The organism is Nostoc sp. NMS9, from assembly GCF_017114995.1.
Taxonomy (GTDB): domain Bacteria; phylum Cyanobacteriota; class Cyanobacteriia; order Cyanobacteriales; family Nostocaceae; genus Nostoc.
In genome coordinates this window covers 23603-39345 of record NZ_JABXKL010000075.1, presented here as the reverse complement: position 1 = coordinate 39345, position 15743 = coordinate 23603, and the positions used below count along the sequence as shown (strand labels likewise).

At 41.3% G+C, this 15743-nt stretch carries 13 protein-coding genes; 7 read left to right on the top strand and 6 right to left on the bottom strand.

Annotation, left to right across the window (positions count from 1 at the left end):
* Positions 1-986 precede the first annotated feature (986 nt).
* Both HWQ40_RS23575 and HWQ40_RS23570 read left to right on the top strand, forming a co-directional pair.
* The gene (locus tag HWQ40_RS23575) at positions 987-1310 is read left to right on the top strand and encodes a phasin family protein (RefSeq protein WP_094352173.1); all 324 of its coding nucleotides are present in this window, start codon (positions 987-989) and stop codon (positions 1308-1310) included.
* Between the two features lie 78 nt (positions 1311-1388).
* A complete protein-coding gene (locus HWQ40_RS23570) occupies positions 1389-1910 on the top strand; it encodes an FKBP-type peptidyl-prolyl cis-trans isomerase (RefSeq protein ID WP_292782511.1) in 522 nt (173 codons plus the stop codon).
* Positions 1911-1985: 75 nt separating this feature from the next.
* On the opposite strand, the gene HWQ40_RS23565 is transcribed toward HWQ40_RS23570, so the two are convergent.
* Entirely contained in the window at positions 1986-4634 is a 2649-nt protein-coding gene (locus HWQ40_RS23565) for a replicative DNA helicase (protein WP_292782508.1), read from the bottom strand.
* Positions 4635-4854: 220 nt separating this feature from the next.
* On the opposite strand from HWQ40_RS23565, the gene HWQ40_RS23560 reads away from it, so the two are divergent.
* Positions 4855-6585 (top strand): protein kinase, encoded by a 1731-nt coding sequence (locus HWQ40_RS23560; protein WP_292782506.1) that lies wholly within the window; start codon positions 4855-4857, stop codon positions 6583-6585.
* Between the two features lie 118 nt (positions 6586-6703).
* On the opposite strand, the gene HWQ40_RS23555 is transcribed toward HWQ40_RS23560, so the two are convergent.
* The 5 genes from HWQ40_RS23555 to gloB form a co-directional block, all read right to left on the bottom strand.
* The gene (locus HWQ40_RS23555) at positions 6704-7135 is read right to left on the bottom strand and encodes a hypothetical protein (RefSeq protein ID WP_292782504.1); all 432 of its coding nucleotides are present in this window, start codon (positions 7133-7135) and stop codon (positions 6704-6706) included.
* Positions 7135-7344, bottom strand: a complete 210-nt coding sequence (locus HWQ40_RS23550; protein ID WP_229457690.1) for a hypothetical protein — start codon at positions 7342-7344, stop codon at positions 7135-7137. The genes HWQ40_RS23555 and HWQ40_RS23550 overlap by 1 nt, the downstream gene beginning before the upstream one ends.
* Positions 7345-7547: 203 nt before the next feature.
* Complete coding sequence (locus HWQ40_RS23545) at positions 7548-7682, bottom strand: DnaB-like helicase N-terminal domain-containing protein (protein ID WP_292782496.1); 135 nt, start codon at positions 7680-7682, stop codon at positions 7548-7550.
* A gap of 119 nt (positions 7683-7801) precedes the next feature.
* Entirely contained in the window at positions 7802-8260 is a 459-nt protein-coding gene (rplI, locus tag HWQ40_RS23540; RefSeq protein WP_094352304.1) for a 50S ribosomal protein L9, read from the bottom strand.
* A gap of 361 nt (positions 8261-8621) precedes the next feature.
* Positions 8622-9395, bottom strand: a complete 774-nt coding sequence (gloB, locus tag HWQ40_RS23535) for a hydroxyacylglutathione hydrolase (protein ID WP_292782494.1) — start codon at positions 9393-9395, stop codon at positions 8622-8624.
* Between the two features lie 424 nt (positions 9396-9819).
* Between gloB and HWQ40_RS23530 the strand changes: the two genes are divergently transcribed.
* The 4 genes from HWQ40_RS23530 (at position 9820) to HWQ40_RS23515 (ending at position 15741) form a co-directional block, all read left to right on the top strand.
* Entirely contained in the window at positions 9820-11208 is a 1389-nt protein-coding gene (locus tag HWQ40_RS23530) for a glycosyltransferase (RefSeq protein ID WP_292782491.1), read from the top strand.
* Positions 11205-12377, top strand: a complete 1173-nt coding sequence (locus tag HWQ40_RS23525) for a glycosyltransferase family 4 protein (protein ID WP_292782489.1) — start codon at positions 11205-11207, stop codon at positions 12375-12377. The genes HWQ40_RS23530 and HWQ40_RS23525 overlap by 4 nt, the downstream gene beginning before the upstream one ends.
* Positions 12378-12494: 117 nt before the next feature.
* The gene (locus HWQ40_RS23520) at positions 12495-14735 is read left to right on the top strand and encodes an ATP-binding cassette domain-containing protein (RefSeq protein WP_292782487.1); all 2241 of its coding nucleotides are present in this window, start codon (positions 12495-12497) and stop codon (positions 14733-14735) included.
* A 46-nt stretch (positions 14736-14781) separates the two neighbouring features.
* Entirely contained in the window at positions 14782-15741 is a 960-nt protein-coding gene (locus HWQ40_RS23515) for a glycosyltransferase family 10 (RefSeq protein WP_292782485.1), read from the top strand.
* The last annotated feature ends 2 nt before the right edge of the window (positions 15742-15743 follow it).

Here is a 15743-nt window from a genome sequence, read left to right as displayed (position 1 = left end):
CTATTTAATTACACTTGATTATAACCCATCAGAATTAATGGGACAGACCACTAGTAGTCTATCAAGCCAACTTTGCTGGGTGAGGAAGCAGGAGGAGCAGGAGAGACAAGGGGACAAGGGGGAATTATTGAACCAGTCTCTCCCTTGTCGCCCCCCTCTTCTTTGTCTACCTTGTCTCTTCTCCATGCCCCATACCCAATTCCCAATTCCCCAACTAAGTATTTTCCCGGTCGTGCTTCACACAATCTTCATATAAAAGCTGGTGACAACCCTCATACCTAAAATGATATGCTGTGGTAAGTAGATGCACCCTGATGATCTGGAGAGCTGCCTAAGTAGCTCTCTTTTTTATTTTATTTTCGTGGTATTTACGGATAAACTTCAAAATTTTTATAAATAACCTCAATAAATAAGTATTAACCCTTAAAAAGTAAATCACAGAGATTAGGAAGTAGATGTATCCTAACGATCTACAGAGCAACCCAAGTGGCTCTCCTTTTTTGTTTCTCCTTTAACGATCAATCTCAGATATTCAGCGATCGCTGTTATCCAAATTTGTGCCTCCTTCTAGATAAAATCTTGCCATGAACTACTCACACTCACCCTTGGCGGTGAATGTGAGTTTTGTAATTTATGGGCAATTGCCTCTGACATCATGTCTGCTTAATTGCTTATTAAACCCGAAGAACCCCACCTCGCCAAAGCTACGCTTTGTCTCCCCTCCCCTTGCTAAGGGGAGGGGTTGGGGGTGGGGTGTAATGACTGTGGTTAGCATAACTAATTATGCGGACATGATATGACATCGCAAAAATAGGTAAATTTGGACAACCTTAAATTTGAGGAGTTATATAACCACATCCTTTGATCTTTGTGCTTGCCAATTTGCCAAAATAGAGCTGTAGGCTAGAATAACTACGCTTTAAGAAGCTTGATTGCCTACACTCAGGAGCAAGGGTCGGCTGGTTAATAAGTAAGAGGAAGGGAGTATGGACAACAACAACTGGTTGCAACAGCTAATGATGGTAGGTCTTGGTACAACGTCTATAGTCGCAGAAAAACTGCGGCAAGTCAGCGATGATTTAGTTAAAGACGGTAAGCTCAATCCTGAGCAAGCCAAGGCGGTAATAGATGATATTGCCCAGCAGTTAAAGTCGGAACAGGGAAACTTCGATGTGCAAATGCAACGGCAAATGCGAAATATGATGCAGGATTTGGGGGTGGCTCGCCAGTCAGAAGTGGACGAACTGAGGGGTAGAATTGACCGTTTAGAGCGTCAATTACGCGATTTAGAAAATAAGCTTTGGCGTTAGAATGCCCTTTCTGATTTAAACTAAATGTGTCCTGTTGGTAATCTTTTTGCCAGGATACCTAAGTAAGGAGAACTGATTTTGAAACCAATTTTCCTCAGCGTGGCTTTCATGCTGGTGTGTGTTGTGCTTTTGGTTGTGGGGCAAGTAAGCAGTAAACAAAATACTGCCATTGCTGCCGAGTTAACCCAAACGCCGCCAGCGTCCACGACTGTAACTGAAAACAATATCTTAATTGCGAGTAATACTATGTCTGATGCTAATGCCGTAACCACTCCCTCTGGATTAAAGTATGTGGAGTTAAAAGAAGGGACTGGGGCGACTCCTAAATCTGGACAAACGGTTGAAGTCCACTATGTCGGCACTCTAGAAGATGGTACTCAGTTTGATAGTTCACGCGATCGCGGTCAACCTTTCAGCTTTAAAATCGGTGCTGGACAGGTAATCAAAGGTTGGGACGAAGGAGTTAGCACAATTAAAGTAGGCGGTCTTCGTAAGTTAATCATCCCCCCAGAGTTAGGCTATGGCGCTCGTGGCGCTGGTGGCGTGATTCCACCCAATGCAACTCTAATTTTTGAAGTGGAATTGCTGGGAGTTAAGTAAAAACTAGGGCATTGGGCATTGGGCATTGGGCATTGGCTTCTCCCAGTCTCCCATTCCCAGTTCCCAATTCAATAGCTAAATTTTTAAATTTTGAAACTTTGTAAATTGTGGATTAAACAAAAGTTTCGCAGTCCCTGTAGGGCCATTGCGATGTTTAGCTATAATCACTTCTGCAATGCCGCGATCGGGAGTATCGGGAGAGTAGTACTCGTCGCGGTACAACATTATTACTAAATCCGCGTCTTGTTCTATTGAGTTGTGGACAATGATATTATTCGCAACAAAATTATGCAAACCTGGAACTGTAAGATCAAAGACTTCTTCCTCGCCGCTATATTCAATTGAAAGTATCTCGTCCCAATAAACATCACTTTTGGCAAGAGTAATCAGTTTAGATGATTGAACAATGTTGCCGACTTTTAGAGCTTCTTGTCGACTTAAATTTACTTTGTAAAGAGTAGACCCACAAAACGAAACTCCAATGGAGGCTTGTAATATCCGTGTGGTGAAGCCAATAGCTTGCATCGCAGGTACAACCTCTATTTTCCAAACATCCTTCGGAATTATATCTCTATTAGGGTTGTGAATACTGTTTTCAAAGTGTTGGAAAATATCTTGGAGTGAACGTAGCTTATATTCTCCTACTGCTCCAATATGAATAATAAACAATTGCAGATCGGGCTTACCAGTGATTATTACATGATATTGATTTCTGCCTTTCCCAACTTGAGGAACTGTCCTGAGTGTTGCGTTAATGCTAAGTCTTAACAAAAGTGTCTGTATATCAAAAGCTAGTCTCTGGCTACTTGTTGCATAATATGCAATAGGTCTTAAGTTTTTTCCTGCAACCAATTTTATACAGCCATCTGTACTCCAAAGGTGTCTTAGAAAGCAACCTATTAACTCTTGGGGTTGTGAGAACAATTCTTGAGGTACAAATTTTTCATAAGACCTTAAACCAAAAACACCGAGAGAGTCTAGCCATTTGGCTATTGGATTTCTCACACGATGAGTTAGATGCTGTGCTGCGGATAAGTAAACTTGATACCACCCACGTTCAGGTGAAATTCTAGGAACAATTGAATTTCCAAAAACTTCTGTTGACAAGAAAGCAACATTCTGAGCTAAATCTATCTCTCTAGTGGTGTACTGTATGGCATGATGTGGCAATGTGCAACCGTCGCCAATTAAATGCCCTAATAATGCGACTTCGGCATAAGTCATGGTTTGTTTACCAGGACTGGGCAGATGTCTTGGTAAACATAAATGTTGTTTAGGAGTTAATTCATCAAGTCTTTTCCAGCCATTAATTGTTAAAAACTTGTGATTACCTGTGGCACTGATTTTTCGGCCTAATCGAGTTGTTAAAGTAAAGATAGGCTTGATACCAGTGGAAAAAGCATTGCTAACAATTGCCTTTTCTAGCTGCATTGTAGCTTCGTTCAACGCCCAAACTGCAAAACCAGATTTACCTGCTAATTCCTTAATTGGTACTTGCAGTCCGCTATCTACTAATGTCACCAGACTATCGCCTGCTAAACAACCAGATTCTCTCAAATCTGACAACATCGGACGCTTGTTAGTGCGTGCTTCCACGCCTCGACTCAACTGAGAACCAGCAATAACTGGTACAGATAATTCCCGCGCTAAACCTTTGAGTTGACGCGTAATTTTTGATAATTCTTGTACGCGATTATCGCCTGCTCCTTCCATCAATTGCAGGTAATCTATTACAATTAATCCTAATTCGGTTCCTATTTCAGCTTGCAGTCTTCTTGCCTGACTACGCATTTGTGTAACTGTAATATTTGGCGTGTCGTCAATATAAATTGGCATCTCGGAAAGGATACCAATAGCACGACTTAAAGGTTCCCATTGTGTTTGACTCAGACGACCAGTCCGCAAATAACTACTTTCAATTTGCGCTTCACTAGCTAATAGACGTTGCGTCAATTGCTCTTTGGACATTTCCAAGCTGAAAAAAGCAACTGGTAATTTATAAGAAGCGGCGATATTATGAGCAAGGTTTAAGCAAAATGCGGTTTTCCCCATTGATGGGCGGCCCGCGACAATAATCAAATCTGAACGCTGAAAGCCACTGGTCATCGCATCTAAATCGTAAAATCCGCAGGGAATTCCAGGTAAGGCGATGCCTTGATTTCTATCTTCAATATCCTGGAAATTATTAATTAGAGTATCAGAAATGTGAACTAAACCCGATTGGGGACGTTCTTGAGTAACACCAAATACTTTTTGTTCTGCCTGATCTAAAACTTGTGGTAACTCGGTTTCTGTTTCATAACCAAGATGTACAATTTCATTGCCAGCTTTAATTAACTGTCGCCGCAGGTATTTTTCCATCACTAACCCTGCTAAGGCGTCGATATTCACGGCTGACACTGTACGGTCTACCAGAGTTGCTAATTTATTTCTACCACCAATCCGGGATAGCATTTCATGGTCAGTCAGCCAACTTGTGACTGAAAGTAAGTCTGTCGGTTTACCTTGGGCGTGGAGCCTCACAGCTGCTTGATAAATATCTTTGTGAGCGCTAATGTAAAAAGCTTCGGGAAGGAGGCGATCGCTAACTCGACTAATCGCTTCTGGATCTAGCAAAATACCTCCCAAAATCGCTTCTTCCGCCTCAATATTTTGTGGTGGCAGGCGTAGTTTACCGCCGTAGGCATCGCTACCATCACCTTTAAAACTCAGTTCTTCAGCCATATAACGATTTTAGTTTTGAGATAGCGTAGCGTTAGCGAGTCTTCTCCCAAGGGGAGACGCCAAGGGCGAACGAGCGTCTTTTGGATTAGCGATCGGGGTTTCACTATTACCCTTATAGTCCAAAATCGACTTTTTGAGAAAAATTTGTGATTCTAGTGGTTGTAGCTGTCATAATACATAAGAAATCTTACACATCCCTACCAAGTGTTTGAGGTGCGTGATGCTCGCTGGACGCTACGAAAAGATTCGTGAGTTAGGCAAAGGTGGTTTCGGTGTCACATTTAAAGCTAAAGACCACAAGCGTCCTGGCAAGCCGTTGTGCGTTGTCAAGGAACTGCAATCTCATCAGGCTGATCCCCGTATCTTAAAGCTTTTTGAACAAGAAGCTGAAGTGTTGGAGCGGCTGAGCAAGCATCCTCAGATTCCCCAATTATTAGCATATTTCGACGAAGAACGAAAACCTTACTTGGTTCAGGAATTTATTGACGGACACGATCTAGGACAAGAAATCGTTCCACGCAAACGCCAGAGTAAAAGCTATGTGACGAAGCTGCTTCAGGATGTGTTGGAAGTTTTAGTCTTCGTGCATCAGCAAAGTGTAATCCGTCGTGACCTGAAGCCAGAAAATTTAATCCGGCGAAAGTCAGACAGCAAAATTGTTCTTATTGATTTTGGTGCAGTAAAAGAGATTAGTTCAGCCATTATCAATCCTCAAGGAGGAGTACCCACTAAGATAGCCATTGGTACCCCTGGTTATATGCCTCCTGAGCAGAGCAGCTTGAAACCTTGCTATGCCAGTGATATCTATGCTGTCGGGATGATTGCGATCTATGCTCTGACAGGAACGCCGCCCGATAAGCTAAAAGACGACCCTAATACTGGAGAGATTATCTGGCAGACTACAGGCGTTAGTAAACCCTTGGCTGAACTACTGACTAAAATGGTACGCCGTGATCATAGCTTGCGCTACCCATCGGCTGTTGAGGCGCTGCAAGCCGTGATAAATATTGTTCAGCCCCCACGCCCTCCCTCTCTTACCTATAAGGAACTATGTGACCAAGCAAGGGCAAAGAATGAGAAAGGGGACTTGCAAGGGGCGATCTCGGACTATACCCAAGCCGTTCAACTAAAATCAGACTTTGTTACCTACTACTACCGGGGTCTTGCATACTCTGCTATCGGTGATAAAAAGGCAGCGATCGCAGATTACAATCAAGCCATCCAACTCAAGCCAGACTTTGCTTATGCCTATTATGAACGCGCACGACTTCGTAGAGATGGGGATGATAAACCGGGAGCATTAGTCGATTTCCAGCAAGCAGCCAATCTCTATCAGCAGCAGGGCGATACAGCAATGTATCAAGCTGCTGTTGATCGAATTGCAAAACTTAAAAACTCAGAAATCGGGGAAAGGGTTATTGGATACCTCATAGTCATCGGTCTAGTGGGAATAGGGGTAGTGGGAGGATTTTTCTTGTTTAAGTCTTGTACACCAAAATCCCCTAGTACACCAGAACCCATTGATACAACTACCTCGCCTCCAGTCTCAACCCTAACTTTAGAGTCCCCCTTTTGTTCGCCTCGACCTTCGCCTCGACCTTCCCCTTCAAAGTCACCTTTGGATTGGTTTTATGCATTTAATCAACTTGACTCGGAATTTTACTTTTATGAAGCGTGCACGAAGGCATACAAAGGCGAAAATAAAGGGGCCACTGAGGATTACACGACGGCGATCAGACTTAACAGCGGATGGGGAGATTACGATCTTCCTACTGCTTACTACAACCGAGGAATTGCCTATGCTAACCGCATATTCATAAACTTCTATAAACAAGAGGCGATCGCAGATTTTCAAAAAGCAGCTGACTTATACAAACAAAAGGTAGATATAGCAAACTATCTGAAAGCTGAGAAAGCTCTTGATGAGATTAAGAAGCTAGAGAATAAATAACTTTAATCGAATAAGATGCAAAATGCAACGAGTCTGTCTCTTGATTCCAAGCTCGTTAGCAAACTTCTCATTCCCAGGTGATACTCGTCGTCAGTTGAGCAGGTATCGAGCTTGTTTGTTATACCTCAGCAGTCTGCTTTTGGGACTCTAGCCATTGCTCGTAGGCTTCTTGATCTCCACCAAACGAATCGACAGAGACTTGACGCTCTGGCATTGGCTTAAGGGGTGCGTTGATTGGGTTGTACTTGCAGTAGCAGATCGCAACCATGTCGAAGCCCATGCCAACAGGAACTTCAGGCGTATAGGCTTCAACTCTCACCACTTCCCAATCACTCTGACGATAATGAGTTTTTGACTCTGGATAGCTGGGATCGGCAAACTGATCGACTCGAATAAATTCAGGTGGGCGATAACCAGGTTCAGGCAGTGCTTTGTCTGAGCAATCGTAGTGTTCAAACAGGGTTTTTGTGAGAGAACCCGTGTGAGCATACTTCCGATCTTCCCAACCTGGTTGACGCTTTTCAGCACGGAAGACGATCCATTTACGCATTAGTCTTGCTCCTTTTGAGTGTCGTAATAGGATTTTGGAAACTCGGTTTTGCCTTCAAACACACAATCGACCTCAAGAATGGGATCTCCCGTCTTTTCGACATCAACCAATTGCCAGCTATATTTCTCAGCCATTTCTTCACAGCAATCCTCGTCAACTGCTGCATGACGTGACTTGTTTTCGTCTTCGTCGTACCTGGGTTTTGGCATACTGATTATTGCTCCTATTTCGGTGTACTCGAATTTAGGAGAAGTCGTCTCGGTTGAGTACGGACACACTCACCGGCGTGCATTCAATATTCAATTTTTATATTATATAGGTACTAGGCTGAATAATAGTTCAATTGAACTATTATTCACATTTAAGCCTTTTGCTAGCTTCGTTTCAAGCTTTTTAAAAGCATTCGCGTTACTCAATTTATCGCTTCTGGATCTAGCAAAATACCCCCCAAAATCGCTTCTTCCGCCTCAATGTTTTGGGGTGGTAGGCGTAGTTTACCACCGTAGGCATCGCTACCATCACCTTTAAAACTCAATTCTTCAGCCATAAACGATTTTAGTTTTGAGATGAAAGCAGTCGGGGTTAGGAGTTAGGAGTTATTATTCACCTTTGCTTCCCTTGCTCCCTCATCCCCTCATCCCCTCATCCCTTCGTTCCCCTCCTGCGTTAGCTAGCGACTACTTGAATATCGACTTGCGCCGCTACTTCCGAATGCAGCTTAATTTCGGCTTGATAAGTACCAAGGTGGTTAATATCGGGGATAGTAATTCCACGCCGATCGATTTCCTGACCGGTGGCTGCCTTAATTGCATCTACAACATCTTGGGTGGTGATAGTACCAAAAATTGCTTCGTTTTCACCAACTGGCTTGGCAATTGTCAAGCTGCCAACTTTTTCTAAAGATTCTTTTTGCTCAAGAGCTTGTTGTCTGAGTTCTAATTGCCGTTGACGCTCTTGCTCACGACGGCGTTCTACTTGCTTGAGAATACCAGGAGTGGCATTGGTTGCCAATTTCTGGGGAATCAGATAGTTACGAGCGTAGCCAGGAGCTACTTCCACTAAGTCGCCAGATTTTCCCAGCTTGCTGATATCCTGATTTAAAACTAACTGCACGCGTTTCGCCATCGTTTTTCGTTTTTCCTGTAAAATATGATTAATTTGGGTGGGTTTTAGCAGCATAGCTCACTAAAACAGTGCTGTTAGCTTTCTTCTCTAAGAGAGGCTGCGCCAACGGGGTGTTGAGCCAATGCTGAGTAAAGAGTCCTGAATAACGAGTGTTTTTTCAAAACTTAGAACTCCTGAAATGAGTATATTGTCTCAAGTAGCTTTGCCCATACCCTAAAGCTTACAGATCCTAGCGAAAGGAAGGGTGCGATCGCAACTATTAGCGCTAGAAAATTGGAGGAATGGGGGATGAGGGAGTAGGGGAGCAGGGGAGCAGGGGAGAATAATCAATGCCCAATGCCCAATTCCCAATCCCCAATACCTAAAAGTTATTTTTCATTTCCCGTATCCGCGCAAAGGTTTGCACTCCATCGCTACCCTTAACGGTTGATTGTAATGATGGCTGATCCCAACGTAAAAAGGGATTGGTTCGCTTTTCCATTCCCAGCAGCGAGGGGATAGTAGCTTCTCCTCGACTACGATAAGTTTTCACTTCATTGAAGCGTCTTTGTAAGTCGGCATTGTCGCCATCCACAGTTAGGGCAAATTGCAAATTTCCTAAAGTGTATTCGTGGGCACACCAGATACGCGTATCATCTGGTAGAGAGCGCAGTTTGGTTAAAGAGTCCACCATTTGAGTTGGTGTTCCTTCAAACAAGCGACCGCAACCGCCAGAAAATAAGGTATCGCCGCAAAATAAATCGCCTGTCTCACCAGATTTTTCGGGGGGAAAGTAGTAAGCGATGTGAGCGCGGGTATGTCCGGGAACAAAAATAACTTCAGCTATGCGGCCTGCAAATTGGACGCGATCGCCTTGTTGCAAAAACACCTGCTGTCCCGGAATTCGCCCACGATCTTCGACGCCACCGTAGACTGTTAGTTGCGGGAAGTGTTCTATTAATTGCTGATTGCCACCTACATGGTCATTGTGGTGGTGTGTGTTGAAAATCGCTACCAACTCAGCTTTTAACTGTGCAAGTTGCTTTAGTACTGGTTCTGCCTCTGCTGGATCGACAACAGCAGCAATTTGTTGCTGGCGATCTACCAGCAAAAATATGTAATTATCTGAGAGTGCCTCAAGCCTGATTACTTGCATTACTTAATATCTCCCTTTCCAGTAAATACTTTGGAATCTATCAGCAATCTTAAATATCTCAGTGAGAAAAGGTTGAGAAACTCCATAAATACTATGATAGTATACAACCGTAATAATACTTAAAAATATACTAAGTAACTATAAATTATGATCTGGGCATATCAGTAAAATTTCTCTGGGAGGAAGTGTAAAAGCTAAGTTAGATTTATTCTGTTCTTTTTGTCCTAAATTGTCTTTTTTACTCAAAAACACAAAATCACTCATCGAATTTTTTATTCGTACATACTTATTAACTCTTAGTACAGAATTTTATAGATTCGCTTTGGGTTATTTATAAAAGATAGATGTTAATAACGAAAAATAGAACAATCAATCATGGTAAAAAAAAGATGAGCTTTCCAATTTTTTCTTTGCAGGTTCATAGATGAAGCTAATCCATACAACTAGCTGGTATTTTCCAGATTCATCAGGCGGTGTTGAAGTATACTTAGATTCACTACTGCATGGCTTACAAGTACATGGACTCGAAAGTATTGTTGCTGCTCCTAAACAAGGTACAGAGGAAGATACCTACGAATACAATGGCATCTCAGTTTATCGTTATCCTGTTTTTCCTAACCCCAGTAAGATACAGGTACACAAACAGCTACCCGACGGAGGCTTTAAAACTTTTGCTAATTGGCTAGAAAACAATCGAGCCGACGTATACCATCAACATTCATGGCGATTTGACTGCGGTTTACATCATCTTGCTCTCGCCCGCCAGTTAGGGATGGCTACTGTAGTCACCGTCCACATGCCTGAGCCTATATGTCTGCGTGGTACGATGATGCGCTGGGACAAAGAACCTTGCGATGGGCTGATTGACTCTGTTAATTGTAGTCAATGTTTGGGAGTACCAAAGCAAGTAGCACCTTCGATACTCAAGGCTTTAAGCCGAGTTCCCTTGGATGTTGGGGTAGCAGCAGAAACAAAATTACTTACCTCTAAAAATTTCAAGCTACGCTTGCTTGGTAAAACTCTTGGCATTCCTACTCTAGTGTCTCAACATAGACGCAATTTGATGCAACTAGCAAAACTAGCCGATCGCATTGTTGTAACGAGTAATTGGCAATACAATGCTTTTGTTGCAAACAACGTTCCTCCCGAAAAACTTACTGTTTCTCGGCAAGGTGTTGCTAATAGTTTTAAACGTGAAATAACACCAAACAAACTACAAAACTCTACATTAAAAATCGGTTTTTTGGGCCGCTGGCAAGAAACTAAAGGGGTACAAGTTTTAGTGGAAGCAGTACATAGTCTACCGAATGATGTACCTGTAGAGTTAATTATTCATGCTACTCATCCGGGAAAATACGGTTCTGCCAATCGTGAAAAAGTTATGGCGATCGCTGCTCGTGATAGCCGGATTCGCATTGCTGAACCACTTTCACGCGAAGCAGTACCAGACGCATTAGCAGGTTTCGATATACTAGCAATACCGTCGCAGTGGTTAGAAACTGGGCCCATAGTTGCTTTAGAAGCACAAGCTATGGGTATTCCCGTACTAGGTTCAAATTTAGGAGGAATTGCTGAGTTAGTCCGTCACGGCATCGATGGTTGGTTAGTTCCAGCAAAAGATGTCCAAGCATGGGCTGAAGCGATCGCCACTTTAGCCAAAGACGCCGATCTACTAGCTAAATTACGTCAAGGTATCCAGCTAGTACGTACAATGGATACTGTTGCTTCAGAGATGCTGACACTTTATCATGAAATCTTAAAAATTCCTCAAAAAACTTTGTATCTTGATGGACTGACACCTAATTTATTATGAATAAACAAAATAAAAAATTAAAGGTTTCAATCCTCACGCCTAACTTTTCTAAAGGTGGAAGTGACAGAGCATATTTGCTAAGTCAAATTTTTAAAAAATTAAATTATGAAGTAGAAGTATTAGGATTTTTATTTGGAAAAAATATTTATCCAGAGCCACCATCCGATCTAGCAATCTTCTGTCTACCAGGCTGCGATTATCCCCAATTGTTCGGTTCTGTCAGGCAAATTTTAAATAAGATAGATGGAGATATTATCTGTGCTGTTAAACCAAAACCCACAAGCTATGGTGTAGCTTTAATTAATAAAATCCGTAGCCATAGACCAGTGATTTTAGATATTGATGATTGGGAATTAAGTTGGTATGGCGGCGATGAGTGGCAGTATCGCCCTAATTTGAAACAGCTAGCTAGAGAACTTCTAAAAAAAGAAGGTGCTTTAAGGAATCCAGATCATCCACTTTACTTAAAGTGGATGGAGTCATTGATCAATCATGCTGACGCTATTACAGCAGATACTCAATTCTTGCTGAATCGTTTTGGTGGTATTTATATACCCAATGGCAAAGATACTTGCTTGTTTGATCCCCAAAAGTACGATCCGCAAATCAGTCGCCAAAAATATGGTTTAGCTGAATACCGCGTTCTCATGTTCCCTGGTGCGCCTCGACCACATAAGGGTCTAGAGGATGTTTTAATAGCACTTGACCAGTTACAAGAACCCGACTTCAGGCTCGTGATTGTTGGTGGTAATCCTTACGATAACTATGATGAACAGTTGATTGAACGCTGGGGACAGTGGATTATTATGCTGCCTCAAACGTCAATAGAACAAATGCCGGAAGTCGTGGCTGCGGCCCATATTGTAGTAGTTCCTCAACGAGATACATCTGTAGCAAGGGCACAATTTCCGATTAAACTCATGGATGGTATGGCAATGGCAAAGCCAGTTTTAGCAACACGAGTAGGAGATATTCCCGAAATTTTAAATGAAGTTGGTTATTTAGTTGATCCAGATTCTCCAGAACAAATTGCAGAACAAATTAAATTAATATTTCAGGATTTAGAAACAGCTAACGAAGTAGGTAAAAGAGCGAGAAATAAATGTTTAGAAAAATATAGTGTAGAGAAAATGGCATCTACTATGGAGTCGGTAATTGCTCATTTATAACCAATAAATTGATTAATTAATTTTGTGATAATTGATATTCAGCAACTAAAACAATTAGCGAAAGCATTAATTAATTTATAAATTATGTTAATACTAAGTAAATCATGATAAAAACCAATGTCTAAAGGTCAACTAATCCTAAGATTCGCCAAACCCTATCCAGGTTTAATTATCCTAACGATGCTGTTAGGATTTTCTGGTGCTTTATTTAATGGTGTCGGTGTGACTTTGATTGTGCCAGTAATTTTGAGAATTGTCGGACAACCAGTAGATTTAAGTGGTTTTCCTCCGATTCTCAAAGCTGTGATGTTTCCATTTGATAATCTTCCCGAAAATTATCGGAATTTGGGAATGGCTGGAACAATTATATTTATAATTTTCTTAAAAAACTTATCTAGTTATTTTAGTATTTTAACATCGAGTGTTTTCACTCGGAGATTAAATGCGGATATTCGCGAAGCTAGCTTAGAGTTATTGCTAGATATTGATATAGACTATTATTCAAAAACGAAAGTAGGCGATATTATTAATCGCCTAGGTTCGGAAACTGCCCGCACTTCTAGCGCTATCGGGAGTATTATCAATTTAATTATTTTAATAATTACAATTTTAGTTTTCGTTGGCTTATTATTAGCAATTTCTTGGCAGCTCACAATCGCCGCAACAATTCTGTTAGGTTTTATAACATTAATCAATCAATACACAATTAGTAGAGCGAAAAAATTTGGTCAACAACTATCAGAAATGTCTACATCTTATTCCATCAGTGTTTTAGAAACATTGAATGGAATTCGTTTGGTAAAGTCAACTGCCAATGAAGACAGAGAATATCAAAAAATTACCAAATTAATCCGTGATCGCGAAAAAGCAGATTTTGAATCTCAGGTAAACTCACAAGCGATCGGGCCGATAAGTGAGGTGATGGGAGTTATAGCCTTACTTATGATTGTATTCTTAAGTAAAACTTTCTTTGCCAACCAGATTTCTTTCATTTCAACGGTACTACTGACATATTTATTAGTATTACTGCGACTCCTGCCTTTGGTCTCTCAGTTAAATAGTCTTCGTAGTAGCTTTGCCAATAGTGCTACTAGCGTAGAAATAGTGAGTGAGTTTTTAAGTCGCGATCGCAAGCCGTTTATGAAAAACGGTAATGTTATCTACACAGAATTAAAAGAAGGAATACGTTTTAATTTACTTTCCTTTGCCTACCCCAGTCATGAAAAGTTAGTACTCAAAGATGTAAATTTATTTTTACCCCGTGCTACAACTCTGGCTTTGGTAGGTGGTTCTGGTGCTGGTAAGTCCACCTTGGCTGACCTCTTACCCAGATTTTACGATCCGACATCTGGCAGTATCTCTATCGATGGCACAGACCTGCGTGATTTTGATATCAAATCTCTCAGAACACACATGGGAATTGTCAGTCAAGATACATTTCTCTTTAATGACTCGGTGCGAAATAATATTGCTTATGGAAGACCTGAAGCTACAGAAGATGAAATTATCTCAGCAGCAAAACGAGCAAATGCTTATGAATTTATTGAAAAATTATCCCAAGGATTCGACAGCCAAATTGGCGATCGCGGCGTCATGTTGTCTGGTGGACAAAGGCAAAGATTAGCGATCGCTCGCGCCCTCCTGCAAAATCCGGAAATTTTGATTTTAGATGAAGCCACCAGCGCTTTAGATACTGTTTCCGAACGTTTAGTACAAGCTGCACTCGACGATCTTAGTCGCGATCGCACAACCCTTGTAATTGCTCACCGCCTTTCCACAGTCCAAAAAGCCGATCAAATTGCCGTATTAGATCAAGGACAGGTGGTAGAAGTGGGAACCCATGAAACACTTTTACAAAAAGGGGGTTACTACTCACGCCTCTACTCAATGCAATTCGCCGCTCAGACTAAAGTTTCCACCAAAACTAATCCTAGCTTTAACCGCATTTCTCACGAACTGCGTACAAGGCTTAACTCAATGATTGGTTTCCTCGGACTATTAGTTGACGATCTAGTAGACAATTCCCAAGAGCGGCAGGAATTAATTGACCAATCATACAACTCAGCCTTAAGAGTTCTCAACGCCATCGATCTCTTCAGCGATGTGGTTAACCTGAAAATTAACTGGCAGTTATCGTCAGATATAGACCAAAATCAAGATGAAAATAACCAGTATCAAAACTTTAGTCATATTTCGGATGAGTTTCGCACGCGTCTCTATCCTCTGATTAGCTCTCTACGCTTACTAGCCGATAAATTAGAATCCGAACCCCAAAAACAAAATCTATTAATTGCAGAATCTTATCAATATGCTATTTACCTATTAGATGTATTAAAGCTTTTTGAAAATAAAGTTTAATTACGGTACAAAAATTAACTGAAAAATAACCGAATAAATACGATTTATGACTATTAAAACTGTTGGCATGATTAGCAGCTATTCAGGTCTTGCTAAAAACAAAGATTGGTTATGGCAACAAACTCCGCACTACTTTGGTGTTTGGAACAACATCCAAATGTTGAAAATGGCACAAAAACCAGACTTTATGTTGCTATATCAATTTGATTTTCCCCAACCATCGCCGCAAAAATCTTGGTTAGATAGTTTTCGCAAACAGCAGCAAAAACCAGTAGTAAATATTGAATCTCTATTGCGTGGTGTCAACAAAGAGCGGATTATTTATTTGCTCAGAGAACCGCCTTTAGATGAGGTTGTAAAAATAACTAATCATAATTATCAAGAAGCCCAGAAGTATTGCGGTTACATTTCTGGGCCCGATGATTTTGCTCCCATTCCTGACCATATGCCTGCTATTTGGTATCACTCAAATTCATTTCAAGATTTAAATGAAATGCCACCGCCCCCAAAAGTTGCCCCATGTAGTTGGATTACTTCGGGAATTAGCCGCACAGCCAACCATCGCCAGCGTTTAGATTTTTTACAATCTTTGCAATCTAGTGGCATGAAATTTGATTTGTATGGGCGTAACTTACCAGAATGGGCGAACAGTTCGGGAGAACTAAGTAACAAATGGTATGGAATGGCACCATACTATTACAATTTGGCAATTGAAAACTATGCTGATAATAATTGGTATGTGAGTGAGAAACTTTGGGATAGTTTACTTGCTTGGTGTTTACCAATTTACTATGGTGGCCCGGCTGCTGATAAATTATTGCCACCGGGTAGTTTTTTGCGGTTGCCCAGTTTAGATGAAAAAGGCATTGCCTATATCCAAGAAGTGACAGCTACACCTGATGCTTGGTATGCTGCCAAAGATGCGATCGCAGAAGCACGTCAAATCATTTTACACAAATTAAACCTGCTTAACTGGTTATCAAACTTTGTCGATCAACACTCATAAAT